The following is a 24,191-nucleotide window of genomic DNA, read 5'->3' as shown; positions in this document are numbered from 1 at the left end:
TGCAGCCATTATTTCTTGTCTTCTTGGAAGTGCTAAATTTCCAGATCCACCTTTTGTTCCACTAATTGATAATAATCCTTTATTTTTTATTTCATCTAATATTTTATCTGTTATTTCAATCATAGTAAGATTATTATTAACTAATTTATCATCAGCCCATTTCATAACATTGCCTATTGTAGTTACCTGCTCTTTATCTACTATTTGTTCAACTGACCTTAAGTTTATTTCTTCTTTATTTATAGTAAGTCCATCTACTCCTAAAGTTTTTATCTTTACTCCTTTTGGACCTTTTTCTATTGAACCTTTTAACACTTTTCTATCAAAATTTATATTAATATTTATCTTTCTATCTTGTATTCTCTTAAGTATAAGACCTTTAGCTAGTTCTTTTGCTTTTTGTGTTACATCTTTTGGTTCATATGAATCCATTTGAATTACAGTATCTGCAATATCAAAATAATCTCCAGAACTTCCAACAACTATAATAGTTGAAATATCTTTTTCTTCATATATTCCTCTAACAAGTTCTATAAAAGGAGTTATTGGTTCACTTTCATTAGACACTAAGCTTTGCATAACATCATCTCTAATCATAAAATTAGTTGCTGATGTATCCTCATCTATAAGTAATAAATTACTGTCTGATTCTATAGCTTCAACTATATTTGCAGCTTGTGATGTACTACCACTAGCATTTTCACTTGTAAATTTCTTAGTGTCTTTTCCATTTGGCAGGTTATTTATAAATAATGATATGTCATCTTTTATTATTGCTCTGCCATCTTCAGCTCTAACCTTCATAGCTGAACTATCAGATATTACGTATTCCCTTCCATCACCTTCTATATGATTGTATACTCCAAGTTCTAAAGCATTTAAAAGAGTTGATTTACCATGATATCCTCCACCAACTATTAAAGTTATACCTTTTTTTATTCCCATTCCTTTAATTAATCCCTTGTTTGGAAGATTTATTGATACTTCTAATTCTTTTGGAGATATAAATTCTTTTCCACCTTTTAATGGCTTAGTTGATACACCACTTTCTCTTGGTAGTATTGCCCCATTACCAATAAATGCAACTAAGCCTAATCTTTTTAACTCTTCTCTTATAAATTCTTGATCGCATACAAGCTTAACTCTATTTATAAGTTTATTTTTATTTAAGTTTTCATATTTTAAACTATTATCTACTATCTTTGGAAGGAAATCATAAAGTATTTTTTGAAGTTCTCTTCCCAAAACGCTTCTTCCTCTAGCTGGGAAACCTACTTCAAATCTTGCTTCTATCTTATCTTTATCTAGTATTATTGCTGTTCTATCTAGTATTTCTTGTGGACATCTACTTATGTTTATCATTCCACTTTTCCCAGACCCCATAACTCTTTCTCCAAATTTATTTATATTTTGAGAGAAAACTCTAGTTATAAAATCTTGTACTGCTATTTTTTTATGACTTTCATTAAATAAATCATATGGGATTTTATTTACACTACTTTTCATACTAATTCTTACTCTAGATGGTGATGCAAATGGATCTCCTTGAACATGGTCTATATGAAGTACATAATCTGTAAAATCATAATCACCTTCTAATGTCTTATATGATTTATATCCTCTTCCATCTATAGAATCTATTTGTTTTTTTAAATCATTTAAATTCTTCATAATTACTTTGCATCTCCCTTTTCTAATAAGAATTCATCTATAATCTTTTCACCCATTCTTCTATACATATTACTCATATTTATCATAGAGCATAATAATAAAAACTTTTCTTCAAAACCTTTATCTTCATCATCTTTAACTTTTTCTTTTATTAATTCATTCTTGATACAAACACTTTCTTTAAAGCTTTGTAAATCTTCATCACATTGCTTTAAATAATTATTATAAGTTTGTCTTAATGGATATTCTGATTCATCTTCAAATTCTTTTACTATATGACTTAAAGAAGTCTTTATATCGCTTATTGATAATGCTCCTTTAAGATTATAAATAAGACTCATAAGTATTAAATGATTTTTTGAATACTTCTTATTTTTTATTGGCATAAGAAGTTTTCCTTTTGCATAATTGTTTATCATTGTTTTAGTTAATACCTTATCATCTTCATTTCTTTTAGCTTCATTATATTTATTCTCAAATAATTGTATAACTTGATCCATGTATAAATCTATTTCTGGTATTTCATCTAGTTTTATATTCTTATCTAGAGCTAACTCATCTATAAGTGATATTATTTGTTCTTTTTCCATACTGCACTCCTTATCTAGTTTTAAAAACTACATGTTAAAATATATATATTTTAATAATAATAGTATTAAAAAGATAATTCAAGATTTCCATATCATTTTCAGTATTTTTAATCATTTTTGAGTCAATAATAATTTTGACGATATTAGAAGTTGATGAATATAATAACATCATAACAAGTAGTTTTATAAACTACATATTGTATTAGGAGGTTTAAGTATGGAAAAATATTTTAGAGAACCAGTAAATGGATTAACTCATCTTATAGGTGCTGTTCTCTCTCTGATAGGCTTAATAGCTTTAGTTACAAAATCAATATTAACCGAAAGTGAAGTTATTTCTGTACTATCAGTTGTTATGTTTGGAATCAGCATGATTTTACTTTACTCAGCTTCTGCAACTTATCACTCAGTTATTTCTACCAAAAAGGTAATATATAGATTAAAAAAATTAGATCATTCAATGATATTTGTGCTTATCACAGGCTCATATGCTCCATTTTGTTTGATAGCACTTAATAATAAGACAGGTTTTATTTTATTTTCTGCTGTAGCTATCTCAGCAATTCTTGGAATAATATTTAAACTATTTTGGGTTACATGCCCTAAATGGATATCAAGTGTTATGTATATTGCTATTGGCTGGTTTGCTATATTTGCAATATACCCTTTATCTAAAGTACTTGCTCCTATGGCATTATTTTTATTAGTACTTGGAGGCATTATGTATACTATAGGTGGAGTTATATATGCCCTTAAAAATGATAAATTCAAAATAGGAGTTTTTGGAACACATGAAATATTCCATATCTTTATACTGCTTGGAACTCTATGTCACTTCATTGCAGTATTTTCATATGTTTTATAAATAAAAAAGCTATATGTAATTCAATACATATAGCTTTTTTGCTTATAATTTCATTTTTAAAATTACTCAATATTTAATATTCTACCATCTTTTAATGTAATTATTCTATCGCAATAAGCTGCAATATTAGGGTTATGTGTTACAACTATTATAGTTTTATTCTCTTTTTTATTTAAATCGGTTAATATCTGCATTATTATACTGCTATTTTCATCATCTAAAGCCCCTGTTGGTTCATCAGCTAATATAATATCCGAACCTTGAACTAATGCTCTTGCTATAGCAACTCTTTGTTGTTGTCCTCCAGAAAGTTTTTTAACTGCTTTATTTTTTAAATCTTTAATTCCTAACATATCTATATACTTCATAAAATCTGTTTTGTTCTTATTCTTTTTATCTCCATATTCTAATGGTAATAATATATTTTCTAATACAGTTAATTCCTTTATTAGTGCAAAATTTTGAAATACAAATGATATTTTTTCATTTCTGATTTTTGAAAGTTGATTAAAAGTTTTATTTTGACATTTTACACCATCTAGCAAATATTCTCCTTCAGTAACTCCATCTATACATCCTATTATGTTAAGTAATGTACTTTTTCCTGAACCTGATGCTCCCATAATAGCTATAAAATCTCCATCTTTTATATTTAAATCAATTCCTTTTAATGCAACACATTCACTTTCATCTTTACCGTATTTTTTAATTATATTTTTCATATTTTTTATTTTCAATATCGCCTTTTGTAAATTTTACATTTATTCCATCTTTTAATGCCGCCTCTTGAATAAAATAAAACTCATTTAATTTATTATCGTTTATTAAGATTATCATTGAATCATCTAAAAATGGATATGATGATGAGTAATCATTATCAAAAGGTATAGCAACATCTTTTTTAGCAATCCCAACTACCTTAAAATTGCCTTCATTTATATTTATATAATCATTATTTTTATAATACTTGCTAAATCTATTTCCTAATATAACTACATTATCTTTATTATTTTTTATATCAAATCCATTACCATCTATTAATTTTAAATTTAGACTTTTATAATAATCATAATCTACATATCTTATTGGCATTTCTAATATCTCTTCACCATCTTCATTCTGTTGAGTCAATTCTCCAAGAATAGAGTATGGTATCATTATATCTTTCTTGTAATCAGCATTTAATTTATTTGTAAATACTCTTTCACTATATATAATTCCTGAGTTTTCAACTGATTCATTATTTTTAATTTCCTTGTAAAAATTTATTATATTCTGTTTAAGCTCTTCTGATGTATCTCCAATAATTTCAGGATTTAATCGTATAGAATAACTATCTTCAGCATTCCAATAATAATTATCTAACTTCTCTATAATTTTCTTTACTTTTATTTCTTTTTGAATATTATATATAAACATTACAGAAATTATTAACTCTAGTAAAACTAATAGATATATACCAAAATCCTTTTTTAAAAATAGTTTTATTATCTGCTTATTTCTCATTTATTTAACCTACCTTATATATTCTGTAACTTTAAAACTATTTGTTTTACATAAAGTTATCATTGTAATGATATATGCTATTAAAATACTTATAATAAATGCAATAGATGAATAATAAAATTTATATTTTATTGGTGTCATATAAACTCTTCCTATTGTTTCTAGTGAAATACTAACTGCAAAAGTTGAAATAATAAACGCAGCTAAATTTACAATAAATAATTTGTGTAATATATCAAAAAATATATCCTTTTTACTTGCTCCCAAAAGTTTTTTTATAGATACATTCTTTCTTATATCTTTACTCCAAAATAAAGATGCAATGATACAGTTTAAAAGTCCTATAATTATTCCAAAACTCAATCCTTTTATTGCACCACTGTTATATGACCATACTTGTTCTAAAACATATCCTAAACTTTCTTCTAAGTTAACAAAATCTACATTTGTAATTTTTTCTCTTATTTTATTAACTTCTGACTCTACATCAGATTTTTTATATACATTTATAAATTTAACTTTATTTAGTAATTCGTTAGGCATTGATTTTGCTGGAATTATAGCTCCAGTTATCCATTGACTTCTTTCATTATTATCTATATAATCTATAACCTTATATCGAACTTCTTGTATATCTATATAAGATTCTCCATTAATTTTATACGTTAATTTTCTTAAATTTTCACCAATAATCGCAACTTTATTTCCATTTTTATAATCTTCTTCACTAAAATAATTATCTCCAATTGTTCTAAATTGTTTTTCTAAACCATTATAATTATTACTTCCTAACAATAGAATTCTTACTATACCATTTGAATATTTTTCTCCTATCGTTATAGGTTCTGTAATATATGATTCTTCCATATTTTTTAATATATTTTTATTTTCTGTATGTAATTCTAAAGATATATTATTGCTATGAAATTTCTTCATTGTCCCATAAAAATTTAATTCCGATCCTATTAATTGACATACTAAATCTATTGAAAATATTGATAACAATATTCCTAATAACAAAAAAATAGTACTTAATGGAGTCGACAATAATTCTTTTACATCTTTCATAATATCTCCCCCTTTTTAATTAAGGACTAGTTAATTTAACTAGTCCTTAATTTTAAAATTTTATATGAAGCATTTTACTTTTGTTTACTTTTGCTGTTGTATGAATCGAATCCATTCCTTTAGCATTTTTATTTCCGCTTTGATAACTAACTTGACCTGATGCATATTTACCGCCTAGATAAAAATAGTCATTATTTCCATCATAATATTGTAACCCTATACCTGCTGTATCTCCTGATTTTGATACTATTACTTTTGTCGTTCCTTTTCCAACCCCATTTGATACCTTTGTCAATGCACCTGATATTTGAGTGGAATTATCAAGCCATGTAGGCGATAATGATGCAGCAAAGCCTGATATTCCAGGCATTGCTATTGCCATACTTATTCCAACTGCTGCTATTTTTTTAATTTTCATTTTTTCCCCTATTCAAATAACTTAATTTATCAAATTAGTTTTATAAAATTTAATAAGATTACGTTATTTATAATTTTTTACAATAAATTTTTATACTATTTCTTCCATTTATTAAATATAATATCAAAAAATATAGTATATTGTATTATTATAAATTTTATACATATATTACTTTATATACAGAATTAATATACTTTTTATTTTTATCTTAACCTAATATAATATTATATATATTTCCTATAGAATTATTATCTTATATCCATTAAGCCTTTCAACTACTATTTTTATATTAGTTTCAGTGTTAAATTCATGCCTTTTTACTTTACTAAACTACACTAATAAAGTCATCCTAAACTAGCTAATATGAGCATTTTCCCACATACACTTTTTATTACTTTTCTCTTCACACTAATTCCCCAACATAAAAAAATAACTATCTAACAATTTTAAAATTATTAGATAGTTATAAATTATTTCAATTAAACTTCTTCTTTATTATTTTTTCGTAAGATATGTATCCATTTTCTTTTAAGTTTTTCAAAGTCACTTTTAAAAGAGCATATATAGGTACTATGCAAAAGGCTCCTATTGGACCTCCAATTGTAGCAGCTCCAACAACTAAAAATATATCTGTTATAGGATGAATTTTCATAGCTCTTCCCATAATAATTGGTACAACAACTCTTCCTTTTAAAGTCTGAGCTATTATAAATAATATACTTAGTTTAACTATCATCATAAATCCAACTGATGCTGCAATTATATATGGAATTATCATAGATATAAAAAAGCCTACAAAAGGTATAAATGCTAATATAAATGTTGTTGTTGCAAGGAAAAGTGCGCCTGGCATACCTATAATTTTATATCCTATAAAGACCATAGTAGCTAAAGATAATGCTACTGTAGCCTGACCTATTATATAACTTGATAATACTGTATCCCCTTGTGACAAAATATTTTCCACAACATTTTTATACTTTTCTGGACAATATTTAAGCACCTTAGGTTTAAAATTATGCCCATCTCTTAATAAAAAGAATGTAATTAAAAATACAAGAATCACATTGGAAAACAACATCATTCCTTTATTAAATATATTACTTATATTAGCCAATATTAAATTTATATATCTTGTAATTTGATTAGAAAATCCTTGAGTAAATGCCTTTAATTGATTATTTAATATAGAGTTTGATGTAAAGTCTCTTATATTATTTTCTATAAATATTGAGTTTATAATTCTTCTTAATTGCATTGTTTGCTTTATAAGATATTGACCAAAATAATTTATTATCCCTGATAGTATAAATACAAAAATAATTAGAGTTAAGGTCGCTGCTAAAGAATTTTTTAAGCCTTTTTTTATAAAGACCTCATTTAATGGCTTCAATATATAAAATAAAAATACCCCAAAAATTATTGGTGTAAATATAACTAAAACAAATACATCAACAAATTCATTTACTACTCTAAACTTCCCTATAATATATAGGAAAATTGCTATTAAATCGGCTGCAATTAAGTATAGTATAGCCTTTTTTATTTTCATGATAAACGCTCCTTTTTTTCTATTATAAGGTTAGTTTATCCAAGTTATTTTATACCATGTATTTTCTATTTTATTACATCTTCAAATTCTACTCTAATAGCTTTTTCTATGTCTTGTGGCTTCATCTCTATTTGAAGTCCTATTTTTCCACCACTAAAAACTATTCTTTCTAATTCTAGTACTTCTTTTTGTATGAATGTCTTATATTGTTTTTTCATACCTATAGGAGAACAACCTCCTCTTATGTATCCAGTAAATTTATTTATGTCTTTAACATGTATCATTTCAATCTTTTTTTCACCAGCTACTTTAGCAGCCTTTTTTAAATTTAATTCTTCAAGAACTGGAATAACAAACACATAAAGATTTTTTGAGTTACCAATCGTAACTAATGTTTTATACACTGTTTTTGGATCTTGCCCTGTTTTTTGTGCAACTGCTGCTCCATCTATATGTCCATCTGATGCATCATATTCAAATGCATTATATTCTATTTTATTTTTATCTAATATTCTCATTGCATTAGTTTTTTGCATAATAATCACTCCTTTTTTAGTATCATAATATTTATTATACATATTTAATTTAATCATAAAAACAAAATGCCACATAGAATTCATTCTATGTGGCTAATATCTTAAATCCGAACAAGTCATTTTTCATCAATTGTTATATAAATACAGCTTGTCTATAACAACTAAATCATATGCTATCTTAACTTTTTAAAATACAGAAGTTAGTGCAATTTTCATGACTTATCATCCCAACCTACTTCTTAGTATAAATTAATTTTACCATTATTCTGAAAAACTTGTCAACCTAATTTGTTCTTATATAACTCTATACTAAATTATTAATTTTACTTACTTTTAAGCTATTTACCTAATGTTTATTTTATTATAGTATTTATTTTAATTTATATGTTATAATAGGCAAATAAATATATTTATGAAATGAGGTAGAATAAGATTGATAACTGTATCAAATGTTAGTTTAAGATATGGTGGACGTAAACTTTTTGAAGATGTTAACTTAAAGTTCACTGCTGGAAACTGTTATGGTGTAATTGGAGCTAATGGCGCTGGTAAGAGTACTTTCTTAAAAATTCTTTCAGGAGAAGTTGAACCAAACACTGGAGAAGTATCAATTGCTCCAAATACAAGAATGTCTGTTTTAAAACAAGATCACTTCCAATATGATGAATTTGAAGTTTTAGAAACAGTAATCATGGGTAATGAAAGATTATACCAAATCATGAAAGAAAAAGATGCATTATATGCAAAGCCTGATTTTACAGATGAAGATGGAATAAAGGCTTCAGAACTTGAAGGAGAATTTGCTGACCTTAATGGATGGGAAGCTGAATCAGAAGCATCATCATTACTTCAAGGACTTGGTATAGGCACTGATATGCATTATAAAAAGGTTTCAGAATTAACTGGTGCAGAAAAGGTTAAAGTTCTTTTAGCTCAAGCCTTATTTGGTAACCCAGGAATCCTTATCCTAGATGAGCCTACAAACCACTTAGATATTAAATCAATAAACTGGCTTGAAGAGTTCTTAATAAACTTTGAAGGAACTGTTATAGTTGTATCTCACGATAGACACTTCCTAAATAAAGTTTGTACTAATATAGCTGACGTTGACTTTGGTAAGATTAAAATCTTTACTGGTAACTATGATTTCTGGTATGAATCAAGCCAACTTGCTCTTCAAATGGCTAAAGACCAAAATAAGAAAAAAGAAGAAAAAATTAAAGAACTTCAAGACTTTATTGCTAGATTTAGTGCTAATGCATCAAAATCTAAACAAGCAACTTCAAGAAAGAAGTTATTAGATAAGATAACTTTAGATGATATCCAACCTTCTACTAGAAGATATCCATTCGTTGGATTTAAACCTGAAAGAGAAGTTGGTAATGATATCTTAGTAGTTGAAGGCTTAAGCAAGACTGTAGACGGTGTTAAAGTTTTAGATAATATAAGTTTTAGAGTAAATAAAGATGATAAAATTGCTTTAGTAGGTGCTAATGAAATAGCTATAACTACATTATTTAAAATATTAAATGGGGAAATGGAACCAGATAGCGGTTCATTTAAATGGGGTATTACTATAACAACTTCATATTTCCCTAAAGATAACTCAGAATTCTTCAATGATTGTCATTTATCACTTGTTGATTGGCTTAGACAATTCTCTGATGAAAAATCAGAAAGTTACATAAGAGGCTTCCTTGGAAGAATGTTATTCTCAGGAGAAGAAGCATTAAAAGAAGCATCAGTACTTTCTGGAGGAGAAAAGGTTAGATGTATGTTATCAAGAATGATGCTTTCAAATGCAAATGTATTAATGCTTGACCAACCTACAAACCACTTAGACCTTGAATCAATAACTGCAGTAAATAACGGACTTAAAGATTTCAAGAGCGTAGTATTATTCGCCTCACATGACCATGAGTTTGTCCAAACTATTGCAAACAGAATCTTTGATATTAAAGAAGATGGTAGCTTAGTTGACAGAGTCATGACATATGACGAATATCTAGAAACAGTTAAATAATTTTAAGATTAGAAAAGGACGTGTTAAAAAACACGTCCTTAAATTTTATTTATTATAAAATTCTTCTTAATTATTTTCTTTTTTCTTATATTTAAAGTGTAATAACTCGTGAGCCTTTCCTTTACCAGGTTCTCCAATGTATGTTTCATACATCTTTAATAAAGCTGCATTTTCATGAGATTTTCTCTTAACAAAGTGTTTATCTTGATTATATAGAACTGAAGCTCTTACAGCCTTAATATTTATCTTATCTCTATCAGCTGCACTTACATGTGGTTGTCCACCACCATCTACGCAACCTCCTGGACATGACATTACTTCTATAAAGTGATATTGCTTGCTATCAAGTTTTCCACTATTTATAAATTCAAAGAAGTTTTCTGAACCATTAACTACAGCTATATTGTAGTCTTCACCACCAATATTTATAGTAGATTCTTTGATTCCTTCTAATCCTCTTACTTGAGTATATTCTATATCTTCTAAATCTTTCTTTTCAACAAAGTCCTTAGCTGTTCTTAGTGCAGCTTCCATAACTCCACCTGTTGCTCCAAAGATTACTCCAGCACCAGTGTATTCTCCCATTGCTGGATCTTGAACACCATCTTCTAGGTTTGCAAAATCTATCTTCTTATCTTTTATCATTTTTGCTAATTCTCTTGTTGTGATAACAGCATCTATTTGTCTTAATCCTTCAATTTCCATTTCTGGTCTATCAGCTTCATGTTTCTTAGCCGTACATGGCATAACAGTTACTGTAAATATCTTTGCAGGATCAATATCAGATATTTCAGAATAATATGTTTTTGTAGCAGTACCAAATATTTGTTGTGGTGATTTAGCTGTTGATAAATTATCTATAAATTCTGGATAGTAATTTTCAACTTGTCTAACCCAACCTGGACAACATGATGTAAACATTGGGAATGGACCACCTTTTTCGATTCTTTGAATAAGTTCAGTTGCTTCTTCCATTATAGTCATATCAGCACCGAAGTTTATATCAAATACTTTATCAAATCCTAATTCTCTTAAAGCAGTATATAATTTACCAGTTACATCTACTCCGTAACCCATTTTAAATAGTTCGCCCATTGCACTTCTTATTGAAGGAGCCATAGCAACTATTACATGTTTTTCTGGATCTGCTAAAGCTTCTTGAACTCTATCAATATGTGATTTTTCTTGTAACGCTGCTACTGGACATGCAGCTACACATTGTCCACATAATAAACAATTTGTATCATCAAAACACTTATTGTCTGTTGGAGCTACCATTCTAGTTCCATCAAAATTTCCTATTTTTATAACTTCTGTACCTGCTTTTGTCTTACAGCTTGCTTGACATCTTCCACAAAGTACACATTTTGTTCTATCTATAACTATAGATTTACTTCTATCGTCAACATATTCACTCTTATCTTGTGGTAAGAATGGAGTTGTTGCTCTTGCTTTAGTCTTTATAACTAGTTTTAAGAATTCACAATTTTCTCTTCTTGGGCATGGACCACATTTGAATTCATGCTTATTTAATAAAGTTGAAACTCTTGATTTAACTCTTTCTTGAACCTTTTCTGTATTTGTTCTTACAACCATTCCATCTTCTACCTTTGTAAGACACGCTAATGCAAGATTAGGTTTTCCTTCAATTTCTACTGCACACACACCACATTTTCCAACATTTCCACATTCCTTTAAATAACAAAGAGTGGCAATGTCATCAATTCCATTTTCTCTTGCTGCATCTAATATATTCGTACCTTCTGCAACTTGGATTTCCTTATCATTGATAACTAACTTTTTCATCCTAAAAACATACCTCCACAACTTAAAACTTATGTAAAAAATACAACAAACATAATGTTTGTTATAATTTTAACATAAAACATTCTAAAAATAAAACCTATGTATCTAAATTTAATTTATAAAAAATTTATACAAAAATATTTATGTATTTTTAATTACATTTAATTTTAACGTATTATTATATTAATATCAATTGCTATTTTAATATAAATTTCTTACAACTTGCATCAATAAATTATTTTTACTATACTTTTATTATCTTTAGAGATTGTCCTAAAAAAATATTATAAAGGAGTAAATAATGATACAAGTATATAATAGAACTACTAAATCATATGAAGAAGAAAAAGTAGCTGGAAGCAATTATCTTAAATGGTGTTATGAATCACCTGTTGGCAAAAGTATTACTGAATTATTAATAAAAAAGAAGCTTTTTTCTAAATTATATGGATCATTTTGTGATACTAAGTTAAGTGCAAAAAAAATACCAAATTTCATAAAAGACTTTGATATTGATATGAATATATATTCTAAAAAGGCTTCTGAATTTAAAACTTTTAATGACTTCTTTATAAGAGAAGTATCACCAAACTCTCGTCCTATTCCACTTGATAAAAACACTTTAATTTCTCCTTCTGATGGAAGGTTATATGCATATGAAAACATAGATATGAATAAAGTTGTTCAAGTTAAGGGAATTACATATAGCCTAAAAGAATTACTTGGAGATTCAGATATAGCTAAAGAATATGATGGTGGAACTTGCTTAATATTTAGACTTTGTCCAACTGATTATCATAGATATCACTTTATAGATTCTGGAATACCAGGAGCAAATCATTTTATAAAAGGCAATTACTATTCAGTAAATCCAATAGCTTTAGATAAAATACCTAAATTATTCTGTCAAAATAAACGTGAATGGTCAGTATTTAAATCAGATAATTTTGATGATGTTCTTTATGTTGAAGTTGGTGCAACATGTGTAGGTAGTATAATTCAATCACACACTATAGGTAAGCATGTTAATAGAGGTGATGAAAAAGGTTATTTTAAATTTGGTGGGTCAACTGTAGTATTATTTCTTAAAAAAGGAATAGCTAAAATTGATGATGATATCATAGAACAAACTAAACTAGGACATGAAACACTAGTAGTTATGGGAGAAAAAATCGGTACTAAAATAAATTAATATAATAAATAAACAACTCAAGCTCTAGTCTTGAGTTGTTTCATTTATTATTACTTCTAATGTTTTCTTAAATACATTTATATCCTTATCTAATATAATTAAGTGTATGCCCATCTCTTTTGCTCTATCAATAATTGATGATTTATTTGGCTTTTTAGTTGCTACAAGTATTTTTTTAGAGTTTTCTCCTCCAATTCTATCACTATAAACCTTCAATTCATTTAATGTATTTTCATCATATTTTGCACTGTCTTTGCAAGATATACAAATAATTACAGAATCTTTAATTGCTACTACATCTAATTCATTTTTTATATTACTGCGTAAGCTATCCCAAATGAATACTACTCCACTTTTAACATCATCAACTGATTTTATTTCTCTTACTATGTTTTCTGTTAAAACCTCAAGCCAAGTCCCACTTTTGAATATAAATCCCTTTAAATAATCATTTAAAAAGGTAACCTTTATATTTTTATCTTCCTCTATTTCTATTAAATTCAGTTTCTTAAAATTTTCTAATACCTTAATTAAAATATCTTTCTCTTCATCTAGTAGTTTTTCTTTATTTATATTAACTATTCTTTGATCATCATAGTCATGCATAAAAATTTCATTATCATATAATCTTTGTTTATACTTATGCCAAGTATCCATATTCTTATATATTACTTTTGCAAAATCTAATACATACTTTTCATTATGTATATCACTATCATCAGATATTATATTGTTTCTACTTAAACCAAATATATCATCTAAATATAAATCTACAAATTCTTCTTCTAATATATTTAAACCTTCTTTAAACCAATATTCCTTTTTATTATTTATATCAATATATACTCCAGTTATATGAAATTCAATACACTTATATAAAAGCTTCAAAGCCATCAATGTATTATCTAATGTCAAATTTATAATAAATTTATTTTTCTTATCTTTAAATTTATTTATTATATCATCTATATTACAAATTTCTATTTCAACTTTGCTTTTACTATTTTCTTCATATATCTTTTTTAAATTATTGCATGACTTTTCTTTGTTTTTATCTAATTCTAAAATTATTATATTTTTAAATTTATATTTTTTAGTTAAAATCAATCCACTTTCATTATGATCACTAAATACTATAATTAAAGTATTATCTTGCATGATATTTCTCCTTAAATATTCTATTTTTTATTAATTTAACCTTTAATTATAACTTTCATTCAAATAAAAAAAGAAAACCCATATCATTTGGGTTTTCTTTAAATTATAAATTATCTATAGTATCAGTTATAAAATTAATAAGCTTACTATTATCAAACACATACTCTTTTAATTCTATTTCTTTATAATCATTAATTGCGTTTTTTAGTGAATCAAAATCTGTACAATTAATAGTGTAACCTTCTTTTGATAGCTTTTCACATATTTCTAACTGATGATCATCATTATGTTCATTGTATTTAGAAAGTCTTGGCATAGTTACAACCTTCTTTTTATATCTAAGACCTGTAAGAATTGATCCAACCCCTCCATGAGTTATTATAAGATCACTCTTATTCATATATTCATTAAACTCCTTTGGTGATAGAAAGGGAATTACCTTATATTTATTTGATGAAAACTCTGTATTTCCTGATTGAATTATTATTTCTTCATCAATATTCATATCTTCTAAATACTGAAGCATTCTTTTAAAGCCTAACTCATGAGTTCCTAAAGTAACAAATATCATTAATATAAATCTCCTTTATAAATTGCATTTTCATATACATCAAGCATTTCTTCATGCTGAACTAAAAATACATCTGCAATTTTATTTATCATCTTTCCAGACATACTTTTAGAATTTACTCTTGCAAATGTCTCAATAAATATTATTTTCTTTTTAAATAATTTTGCTATATAACACATAGGAACTGCTGTATGTGCTCCAGTTGTTACTACTACATCTGGTCTTATCTTTAAAAATAAAACTAATGACTTTAATATATTATATGGAAACTTAAACATATAACTTAACATGTAATTTCTAGCTCCATATACTAAATAGCTTATTCTATCTCCATATTTATCTTTTAACTTTAAAGTAGTATCATTTTTTTCAGTTATTATATGATAATCATATCTTTTAAATATATCCTTTAACTGCATTAATTCAGATAAATGTCCTCCAGTTGATGATATAAATATAACTTTTTTCATACGTTTCACCTAAATTTCCTCTTTTAAGATTATTTTATCTACAAATCTCTTAGATGCTAAACCATCAGTGTAATCAAAAAATTTATTTTTAAAGCTTTTTATTTTTTTATAATCACATTCACTATTATTTAATACAGCTATAAGTTCATCAGTAGTTTTAACTATTGGTCCTGGAACTAAGCTTTCATAAGGATAATAGAAATCTCTTTCATGTTCATATGAATCTAAATCATCAGCATAGAATATCATTGGTCTTTCTAATAAAGAATATTCAAATACTATAGATGAATAATCTGTTATAAGTAAATCTGTCATAATTAATATATCATTTATAGCTGGATAATCTGATAAATCAACTATTCTATCATTTTCTATTTTTATACTATCTTTTACAAATGGATGCATTTTAAGAGCTAATACAAAATCTTTTGGTAATGTTTCTACTACTTTCTCAACATCAAATGCTATATCCATTTTTGCATCTGATTGGCTATTTCCTCTAAATGTAGGTGCATATAAAACTATATTCTTACCCTTAAGCTCAGGATATTTACTATATACTCTGTTAGTAGCTTCTTTTTTCATATCATCATTAAAGAAAATATCAGTTCTTGGTATTCCTATAGGATCTATATTGTCTTCACTCATATTAAAAGCTTCTGCATAATATTTACTAACTTCTTTTGAGCTTACTAAAACATGTGAATAATTACTATGTATAGGTATATACTTAACATAATTATTGTCAGCTCCAAAGTTTTTATCTAATATACTAAATCCAAATTTCTTAAATGCACCACATGCATGCCACACTTGCACTACTTCAGTTTTATTTCTAAGCTTTTTAACTGTATATACTGGGAAATAAAAATCATCTATTAAAAAATATTCTGATGTAGCCATATAGTAAGTAGCTTTCATCATATGTAGAAAATAAGTTATTATTCCTTTTGCTCCTCTATTAAATTTTTCATAAAGGAATTTACACTCATAATCTAAATTTCTATTTTGGATTTCATCATAAATATATTTGAAATTTCCATTCATAGTATCATTTCTATAAGTTGCAAAAACTATTCTTTTTTTAACTGGAACTATATAAGAACAGTAGTATACAATTTTAAGTAAATACTTTAATATTACTCTTTCTAATGTTTTCATGTATTAAAAAACCTCACTTTAAGATATATTTAAAGACCCTTTATTAAGGGTCTTTATTTATAAGATTAAACTTTCCAATTTAATACTGTTTTAAATGGAGTAGTTAAGTCATACTCGAATCCTTTTACTATATCTTCAATACCTCTTACATCAATTACTGCTGAGATAAGCTTTTGTAATTGGTTTTGAGCATCTTCATGAGTTTCTAAGAAATCTACTGCTGCTTGGAAATCATCTCTTCCACTTCTACTACTTCCTATAAGCGTTAATCCTTTTTCTAAAACCATTCTTGTGTTTATAGGAACTGGATTTTCTGAAACCCCAAGTAAAGCAATTGTACCTTCTGGATTTATGTAATCTATTATTTGCTCTATTGCAAATTCGCTTCCTTTACCACCAACTGCTTCAAACGCATGATCTATTCTTAAATCATCTGGTATACTATCTATTTGTATAGTTTCATCTACAAATGAGAAGAAGCTTAGTTTTTCTTCATTTTTACCAAATACTATTATCTCTGAATCTGGGAATTTTTTTCTAAGCATTAATGCAGTTATAAATCCTACATTTCCATCTCCCCATACTCCTATTTTATTTCTTCTCTTATGAGCTTTTTTATCAAATCTATCGATTGAATGAGCTGATACACTCATAAGTTCTAAGAATGAAGCAACATCATGATTTATATTACCATATTTTATAATACGGTCTCTTTTCATAAATACATACTGTTGCATGAATCCATCAAATCCACTTGCTCTAAATTTACTTGTTCTTAAATAATTTTCTGCTATTATATTATCAACTTGAGTTGGAGTATTTGGAATCATAACTACCGTATCACCAGGCTTAAATTCACCCTTTGGATCATATATAACTTCACCAACACCTTCATGAATTAGAGCCATAGGAAGCTTCTTTTTCATAACTTCCTTTCCTCTACTTCCTGTATAGTATCTTTGGTCTGCCGCACAAACTGATAATCTTGTAGGTCTTACAATTACTCCTTCTCCATCTAAGCTTCTCTCTTCAAATTCTACAGTGATTTGCTTAGGTGCAACTAATCTATATACCTTATTTATCATTTATATCATCCCTTACTAAAGCATTTGCTAGTTTTAAATCGTATGGAGTAGTTATTTTCATATTAAATACTTCTCCTTGTACTAACTTAACATTTTTTCCTTTAACAACAAATATCTTTGCAGCATCAGTTAATATTTGTTTTTCATCATCAGATAATGAATTATATAAAGTAGTTAATTCTTTTATGTTAAAGCTTTGAGGTGTTTGACCTTGATACATAAAATCACGTCTTGGAATATTGCTTATTACATTTCCATCAACTGATTCTACTATTGTATCAAAAGCTGGAACAACAGTATCGCAAGCTCCAAATTTTAAAGCAGCATCAATATTATCATTTATAATTCTATGTGTTAAAAATGGTCTTACTGCATCATGAGTAACTATTATATCATCATCATTTATTCCAAAGTTTTCTTCGATATATCTTATACCACTCATTATTGATTCATTTCTATCTGATCCACCTGCACATACAGCAATTTTTTCTTTTAATTGTGCAGGGATAAACTTATTTATTAAGTCATTAGTATGTTGTATCCATTGTTTAGGACTTGTAATAATTATTTTATTTAATCTTTCATTTAATAAAAATGCTTCTATTGTATGAATTATTATTGGTTTATTTCCTATTTTTAAGAATTGCTTTGGCATTTCAGTATTACCCATACGAGTACCTTTTCCACCAGCTAAAATTTCTGCGTATATCATTTTATCACTCCCATGAAACTTCATTATTTCTACTTATCTAGTTTTAAAAGAGTATCTACTACTCTTTGTGTTGATTTACCATCAAAATGATCAAAGAAAGTGTTTCTAAACTTCTCAAGTTTTTCAACTTCAAACTTATTTTCTTTTATTATTTCTACAATCTCATCAGTTGTTTTTGCTATAGGTCCTGGAACAAAGCTTTCATATGGATAGTAGAAATCTCTTGAAGCAATATAATCATCTAAATCATAAGCAAAGAATATCATTGGCTTATTTAATAATGAATATTCAAAGCAAACTGATGAATAATCCGTTATAAGAATATCTGTTACAAATAGTAAATCATTTATTTCTCTTTCTTCTGATAGATCTATTACAAAGTCTTTGCATTCATCTGGTATTTCCATATGTTGTTTTATAAATGGATGTAACTTTGAAATAATTATGTAATCTTCTTTTAAAGCTTCATAAAGTTTTTCTATTTCAAATACATCAAAGTCATAAGTTGCACTCTTTTGTCCGCTTCCTCTGAATGTAGGTGCAAACATTATTACTTTTTTATCTTTTAATTGAGGGTATTTACTATAGATTTCATTAATCTTATTTTCTTTATATTCTTGATCAAAGAATATATCAGTTCTTGGTACACCAGTTGATATAACTCTTTCTTCTGAAATTCCAAAAGCTTCTGCATAATGTAATCTTATATTTTCTGAACTAACTATAGCTTTTGTATAATTTCTATGATTTTTTGATTTAACTTTAGGACCACCTTTTTTACCTATTCTACTAAATCCAAAAGTTTTAAAAGCTCCAGTGGCATGCCATAATTGTATAACTTCAACATTATCTCTAATATCATATTTATATATTTGTGGATAATAATCATCAAGTAAAACGTATTTACTAGTTGCTATATAATTAACAAAACTAATCATTTCTTTTAATGATCTTTTCGCTGTTATACTTGGCTTAAGCATTGATTTTATTTCATAGCCACCTCTTTTTTGTAATTCATTATATATAAATTCAAAATTACCAGTAAAATCAACTCTACTATCTGATAAAAAAGCTACTCTATTTTCAACTACTTTTCTATGTTTTGCTACGCTATATACTTTTTGTAAAAACCAATTACCTAATTTTCTTTTTCTTTTTTTAAGATTTTTCTTAAGCTTCTTTGCTTTAGGACTTTTTACAGTAAGTTTCTTGATATATTCACTAGTTGATAGTTCTTCATCCGATACATTTATAGTTATAAATCCATCTTTAAGTTCTAATTCTTCTACTCTTCTAAACTTCTTACTATCAGCTTTTAATTTTTTAGGTGCTATATCAATAAGCTCTTCACCATCTCCAATATATTTTAAAGGAGTTTCAATTTTTTCTCCATTAGCATTTAGATATAAGCCAATTTTCCAATTTCCCTTTGTTAGCGGTTTTCTGTAATTTATACTACTTAATTCTATAAATCCTTCAAATCCTGCATAGTCATAATTAGTATCATCATCTTTATATTTTTCTGTTATTTCAATTCTCAATTCATTTTTAGCTGGCATTATAAATTTTCTCTCATCATTATATATAAATAAAGATTTTTTTACTTTATAATCTTTATCTATATTTTTTCCTCGAATTAATGCATATCCTCTTATATAAATTCTTTCTTCCTTCGAGTTCCAATCTATATACTCAGCTCCACATACTAATTTATCCATTTCATCCACCCTATTCATTTTTTAAAACTTCATGTTCTATATAAATTATCCCACGACCATTTTTATTTTTTTCATTAGCTTTTACTTTAAATGATTTTTTATTTGAATATCCTACAAAAAATATTCCTGTTCCCTCTCTTAACTCTCCTGATAACAAATATTTACCAGGTAATAATAAGTTTTCTAACTTTATTTTTAAAGTATGTTTTCCTATACTATTTTCAATTAAATAGTCATTGTTCATTTTATCACTTGAATAAATTAAATTAGTTGCTGCATCTCTTATTGTAAATGACCATTTTAAATTAGGCATATCCTTCTTAATTTCATAATCAAAAGAATATACTATATCATCACCTGATTCAAATTCACCCTTATTTTCAAATTTAAAGTTAGTTACTTCTATATATGCTTTTTTATCTATTTGAGATTTTCCTTGCGCCTTTTTCTTCTTTTCCTCTTTAGCCTTTTCTTCTTTTAAGAAGTTTTCATACTTAGGTAAAATCTCTTTAGTTGGACCATAATCGACTAACTTTCCATCTTTTATCCACATGCATTTTGTACAGAATGAACCAACTGTGTACAGTGAGTGACTTACAAAGAATATTGTTTTACCATTTTTTCTAAACTCACTCATTTTTCTTAAACACTTAGTTTTAAATACATCATCTCCAACAGCTAGTGCTTCATCAACGATTAAAACATCTGGATCAACATTAACTGATATTGCAAATCCAAGTCTTGCTTTCATACCGCTTGAATATGTTCTTACTGGTTGATTAATATGTTCACCAATATCTGCAAACTCAACTATTTCTTGAACTTTTTTATCCATTTCTTCTTTTTTATATCCAAGTATAGCTCCCTTTACATATATGTTTTCATATCCTGTAAGCTCTTGGTCAAATCCTGAATTTAATTCAAGTATTGCTGATATTTTACCTTTAATATCAACATTCCCTGATGTTGGTTTTACAACACCTGTAATTATTTTAAGTAAAGTTGATTTTCCCGCACCATTTTTACCTAAAACACCAACAGCTTCTCCCTTTTCTATTTCTACATCAATATTTTGCAATGCCTTATATTCAGTATAATTCTTCTCATTTAATATTAAGTCTATAACTCTTTGAAAAGGCTTTTTATATATTCTATATGTCTTACTTATATTATCTATTTTAATAGCATACATGTTTTAATCACTCCTATAATATATCTGCAAAGTAATCTCTTAATTTACCGTGTATAAATATTCCTAATAACATTAGAATTAAAACAACAGCCCAAAAATACAATGTTAATATAGGACTATGCCAAAACCATTTATGGTATAAAATAGCTTCTCTAAAGCCTTCTATAACGTAGAAAAATGGATTTAATTTTACAATTGTACTTAATAGTGGATCTTTTATGTTTGCAATAGGCCATAATATAGGACTAACCCAGAATATTAAGACTATTATTGAATTTAATAAGAACTCAATATCTCTACTTACTACAACCAATGCTGATGTTGTAAATGATATTGCTACTAACAAAATAAATGCCGCAAGAGCATAATATATGGCTTGTAACCAATATATACTCGGATAAATTCCATGAGCTAAGCACATTATAATAGCAACTGCAACAAACATAAAGCTACTAATAAATCCTGATAAAACTCTAAAAGTTGATATTATTGATGTAGGGAACACCATCTTAGTGACTAAGTATCTATTTTTTCTTATAGAACTTGCAGCCGGAACTAAAGTATCCCTTATGAAGAACCATGGCACTAATCCTATGACTAACCAAACTATATAAGGTTGTTTAATCGATTTTGTAGTACCTTTAAGTCCTATTTGAATAGTAAACCAATATGCAAAAACAAATATTATGTTTTTTATTAGTGGCCAAGCAGCACCTAAAGCCGTTCCTGAGAATTGCTTTTTAAGATCTTTGTTTGCCATATTTACTATTTGTAAGGGATTTTTTATGTGTTCATTTACTACAACCTTAACACTTTCTGTAAATTTCATAATCTCTTCTCCTTGTTTGTATTATAACGCATTTATTATATCATATTTTTAGGTTATATATAGAAAATCATATTTAACTTACACCCAACCCAATTATAATTTTTATATTAAAAAAAGGATATTTTGTGCAAAATATCCTTTAGTCTGGTAGAGCGTATAGGAATCGAACCCATAATGTACCGTCCGTAGCGGTATGTTATATCCATTTAACTAACGCTCCATTTTCATATTATATTAACAAAATTATCTTATCATAAATTTTAATGTAGTGCAAATTTTTTTAATACATATAAAAACCTAAATATATATGTCTGAAAACTCTATTTCTAATAATTGTACTCTATCTCTTTCATCCTTAAATTTAACTTCTTCTTTTTCTAATTTTGTATTAGGAAGTATAATTGTAAAGTTTGATCCTTTATTAAGTTCACTCTTTAAAGTTATTCTTCCATCATGGAGCTTAACTAATGATTTAACTAAATCCAATCCTATTCCACTACCATTATGCTTATTCTTTTTGCTTCCTTGATTAAATCTTTCAAAAATTTTCTTTTGATCTTCTTTACTTATTCCTAAACCATTATCCGCCACACTAATTTTTACATCTTTATCATCTATCATAAGAGTTACATATATAAAGCTTCCAATCGGTGAAAATTTTATAGCATTTGAAATAAGATTTATACACATTCTGTCAAGTGCTTGTGGATCTACCCCAACTATGCATTCTTCTTTATTTGTATCAAATATAAGCGTTATATCCTTTTGTTTTGCATATTTATCTATAGATCCCATAACAGTTTCAATGAAATTTACTATTTCTATATTTTCCTTATTTATTTTAAAGTATTTATTTTCTAATCTAGTTATATCAATTAAGTTATCTATTAATTTTAACATCTTATAAGTATTTCGTTTCACTATATTTAGATATTCTTTTTCTTTATTATCACAATTTATATTTTCTCTATTCTTTATACACTCTAACATATAGTTTGCGCTCATAATTATATTAAGTATTGATCTTAAATCATGAGATATATTCATCATAAAGTTTTCTTGTATTTCTTGTTTCTCTTGTAATTTTTCTATAAGTAAAATCATTTCTTCTTTTGATAATTTATTTATCTTAGATTTTAAATTACTTTTTATCATATACCATTTACCTTAACCCTTCATACCCTTAATGTAAATTTTATCATTTTTTGTAATCCTATACAATAAATTTATACATAAATATTATTATTTTGTTATTATATACTACTATATTTTTATATATTCAAAATATAAGTATGATTTTTTCCAATTTAATTCCAAAACACCAATCTCCTCTAGAATAAAAATATTTATTTATATAAAGTTTAACATAATCCAATCTTAAATAGGCAATACTACTATCAAGTACTATTTGGAAGGAGTTTTTTGTTATGAAAAGTTTAAAAGGAAGTAAAACAGCTGATAATCTAGCAAAAGCTTTTGCTGGAGAATCTCAAGCTAGAAATAGGTACACATTTTTCTCAAGACTAGCTGCAAAAGATGGTCATAAACAAATTGAAGCAGTATTTTTAGAAACAGCTGATAATGAAAGAGCACATGCTAGAGTCTTTTATGATCTATTAATTGAAGGTCTTGGAAAAGATCAAATTCATGTTGATGCAGAGTATCCAGTTGCCTTTGGAACAACTTTAGATAATTTAAAATATGCAGCTGAAGGTGAAAGAGAAGAATGGGGGAACGCTTATCCTAAATTTGCTGAAATTGCAAAAGAAGAAGGTTATCCAGAAGTAGCACATGCTTTCTCTAAAATATTAGAAATAGAAAAACATCATGAACAACGTTACTTAGATTTATATGCAAATCTAAAAGATGATCTTTTATATAAACGTAATGAACCAAAATATTGGAAATGCAGAAATTGTGGTTACATATATGAAGGAACTGAAGCTCCAAAAGTATGTCCTGCATGCAAGCATCCTCAAGGATATTTTGAAATCATGTATGATACTGAAGCTCTTGGTGAAAGTAAAGAACATTCTAAATAAAACAGAGATACAATTGTATCTCTGTT

The 24,191-nt window shown here is 26.7% G+C and carries 23 protein-coding genes and 1 tRNA gene; 4 read left to right on the top strand and 20 right to left on the bottom strand.

Annotated features, from left to right (window positions below; translation table 11 throughout):
- Positions 1-1,671: ABC-ATPase domain-containing protein (locus SPJ33_RS02830; protein ID WP_321116467.1), on the bottom strand; the 1,671-nt coding region annotated here is incomplete at its 3' end.
- Positions 1,672-1,673: 2 nt separating this feature from the next.
- The gene (locus tag SPJ33_RS02825; RefSeq protein ID WP_321116466.1) at positions 1,674-2,261 is read right to left on the bottom strand and encodes a DUF1836 domain-containing protein; all 588 of its coding nucleotides are present in this window, start codon (positions 2,259-2,261) and stop codon (positions 1,674-1,676) included.
- 217 nt (positions 2,262-2,478) lie between these two features.
- On the opposite strand from SPJ33_RS02825, the gene trhA reads away from it, so the two are divergent.
- Entirely contained in the window at positions 2,479-3,126 is a 648-nt protein-coding gene (gene trhA / locus SPJ33_RS02820; RefSeq protein WP_321116465.1) for a PAQR family membrane homeostasis protein TrhA, read from the top strand.
- 62 nt (positions 3,127-3,188) lie between these two features.
- On the opposite strand, the gene SPJ33_RS02815 is transcribed toward trhA, so the two are convergent.
- From SPJ33_RS02815 to ybaK, 6 genes are all read right to left on the bottom strand, one after another.
- A complete protein-coding gene (locus SPJ33_RS02815; RefSeq protein ID WP_321116464.1) occupies positions 3,189-3,848 on the bottom strand; it encodes an ABC transporter ATP-binding protein in 660 nt (219 codons plus the stop codon).
- Positions 3,832-4,632 (bottom strand): ABC transporter permease, encoded by an 801-nt coding sequence (locus SPJ33_RS02810; RefSeq protein WP_321116463.1) that lies wholly within the window; start codon positions 4,630-4,632, stop codon positions 3,832-3,834. Before SPJ33_RS02810 ends, SPJ33_RS02815 begins: the two co-directional genes overlap by 17 nt.
- Positions 4,633-4,641: 9 nt before the next feature.
- Positions 4,642-5,700 (bottom strand): FtsX-like permease family protein, encoded by a 1,059-nt coding sequence (locus SPJ33_RS02805; protein WP_321116461.1) that lies wholly within the window; start codon positions 5,698-5,700, stop codon positions 4,642-4,644.
- Positions 5,701-5,752: 52 nt separating this feature from the next.
- The gene (locus SPJ33_RS02800) at positions 5,753-6,118 is read right to left on the bottom strand and encodes a hypothetical protein (RefSeq protein WP_321116460.1); all 366 of its coding nucleotides are present in this window, start codon (positions 6,116-6,118) and stop codon (positions 5,753-5,755) included.
- A 475-nt stretch (positions 6,119-6,593) separates the two neighbouring features.
- Complete coding sequence (locus SPJ33_RS02795; protein WP_321116459.1) at positions 6,594-7,670, bottom strand: AI-2E family transporter; 1,077 nt, start codon at positions 7,668-7,670, stop codon at positions 6,594-6,596.
- Positions 7,671-7,735: 65 nt separating this feature from the next.
- Positions 7,736-8,206 (bottom strand): Cys-tRNA(Pro) deacylase, encoded by a 471-nt coding sequence (ybaK, locus tag SPJ33_RS02790; protein WP_321116458.1) that lies wholly within the window; start codon positions 8,204-8,206, stop codon positions 7,736-7,738.
- Positions 8,207-8,639: 433 nt separating this feature from the next.
- Between ybaK and SPJ33_RS02785 the strand changes: the two genes are divergently transcribed.
- Positions 8,640-10,229, top strand: coding sequence for an ABC-F family ATP-binding cassette domain-containing protein (locus SPJ33_RS02785; protein ID WP_321116457.1), 1,590 nt, complete (start codon positions 8,640-8,642; stop codon positions 10,227-10,229).
- 66 nt (positions 10,230-10,295) lie between these two features.
- Here SPJ33_RS02785 and SPJ33_RS02780 read toward each other — a convergent pair whose 3' ends face one another.
- Positions 10,296-12,035, bottom strand: coding sequence for a ferredoxin hydrogenase (locus SPJ33_RS02780; protein WP_321116456.1), 1,740 nt, complete (start codon positions 12,033-12,035; stop codon positions 10,296-10,298).
- A 301-nt stretch (positions 12,036-12,336) separates the two neighbouring features.
- Between SPJ33_RS02780 and SPJ33_RS02775 the strand changes: the two genes are divergently transcribed.
- Positions 12,337-13,227, top strand: coding sequence for a phosphatidylserine decarboxylase (locus tag SPJ33_RS02775; RefSeq protein ID WP_321116455.1), 891 nt, complete (start codon positions 12,337-12,339; stop codon positions 13,225-13,227).
- A gap of 24 nt (positions 13,228-13,251) precedes the next feature.
- Here the strand turns inward: SPJ33_RS02775 and SPJ33_RS02770 are convergent, their stop codons facing one another.
- The 11 genes from SPJ33_RS02770 to SPJ33_RS02720 form a co-directional block, all read right to left on the bottom strand.
- A complete protein-coding gene (locus tag SPJ33_RS02770; protein WP_321116454.1) occupies positions 13,252-14,385 on the bottom strand; it encodes a Card1-like endonuclease domain-containing protein in 1,134 nt (377 codons plus the stop codon).
- Between the two features lie 103 nt (positions 14,386-14,488).
- The gene (pssE, locus tag SPJ33_RS02765; protein ID WP_321116453.1) at positions 14,489-14,956 is read right to left on the bottom strand and encodes a PssE/Cps14G family polysaccharide biosynthesis glycosyltransferase; all 468 of its coding nucleotides are present in this window, start codon (positions 14,954-14,956) and stop codon (positions 14,489-14,491) included.
- On the bottom strand, positions 14,956-15,426 hold the full coding sequence (pssD, locus tag SPJ33_RS02760; RefSeq protein WP_321116468.1) for a PssD/Cps14F family polysaccharide biosynthesis glycosyltransferase: 471 nt from the start codon (positions 15,424-15,426) through the stop codon (positions 14,956-14,958). Before pssD ends, pssE begins: the two co-directional genes overlap by 1 nt.
- Before the next feature lie 9 nt (positions 15,427-15,435).
- Entirely contained in the window at positions 15,436-16,587 is a 1,152-nt protein-coding gene (locus SPJ33_RS02755) for a CDP-glycerol glycerophosphotransferase family protein (RefSeq protein WP_321116452.1), read from the bottom strand.
- A 65-nt stretch (positions 16,588-16,652) separates the two neighbouring features.
- Positions 16,653-17,672: a ribitol-5-phosphate dehydrogenase gene (locus SPJ33_RS02750; RefSeq protein WP_321116451.1), complete on the bottom strand. Its 1,020-nt coding sequence runs from the start codon at positions 17,670-17,672 to the stop codon at positions 16,653-16,655.
- Positions 17,662-18,384 carry a 2-C-methyl-D-erythritol 4-phosphate cytidylyltransferase gene (locus SPJ33_RS02745; RefSeq protein WP_321116450.1) on the bottom strand — a complete coding sequence of 241 codons (723 nt, stop codon included), beginning with the start codon at positions 18,382-18,384 and terminating at the stop codon, positions 17,662-17,664. Before SPJ33_RS02745 ends, SPJ33_RS02750 begins: the two co-directional genes overlap by 11 nt.
- A 29-nt stretch (positions 18,385-18,413) precedes the next feature.
- Positions 18,414-20,102 carry a CDP-glycerol glycerophosphotransferase family protein gene (locus SPJ33_RS02740; protein ID WP_321116449.1) on the bottom strand — a complete coding sequence of 563 codons (1,689 nt, stop codon included), beginning with the start codon at positions 20,100-20,102 and terminating at the stop codon, positions 18,414-18,416.
- A 10-nt stretch (positions 20,103-20,112) separates the two neighbouring features.
- Entirely contained in the window at positions 20,113-21,294 is a 1,182-nt protein-coding gene (locus SPJ33_RS02735; protein WP_321116448.1) for an ABC transporter ATP-binding protein, read from the bottom strand.
- Between the two features lie 13 nt (positions 21,295-21,307).
- Positions 21,308-22,123, bottom strand: a complete 816-nt coding sequence (locus tag SPJ33_RS02730) for an ABC transporter permease (protein ID WP_321116447.1) — start codon at positions 22,121-22,123, stop codon at positions 21,308-21,310.
- Between the two features lie 145 nt (positions 22,124-22,268).
- Positions 22,269-22,343, bottom strand: a tRNA-Arg gene (locus tag SPJ33_RS02725).
- Positions 22,344-22,420: 77 nt separating this feature from the next.
- A complete protein-coding gene (locus tag SPJ33_RS02720; RefSeq protein ID WP_321116446.1) occupies positions 22,421-23,278 on the bottom strand; it encodes a HAMP domain-containing sensor histidine kinase in 858 nt (285 codons plus the stop codon).
- 272 nt (positions 23,279-23,550) lie between these two features.
- On the opposite strand from SPJ33_RS02720, the gene rbr reads away from it, so the two are divergent.
- Complete coding sequence (gene rbr / locus SPJ33_RS02715; RefSeq protein WP_321116445.1) at positions 23,551-24,165, top strand: rubrerythrin; 615 nt, start codon at positions 23,551-23,553, stop codon at positions 24,163-24,165.
- The last annotated feature ends 26 nt before the right edge of the window (positions 24,166-24,191 follow it).

The sequence above is a fragment of the Clostridium sp. genome (genome assembly GCF_034179595.1).
GTDB lineage: Bacteria > Bacillota > Clostridia > Clostridiales > Clostridiaceae > Clostridium.
This window is presented reverse-complemented; position numbering and strand designations above follow the sequence as displayed.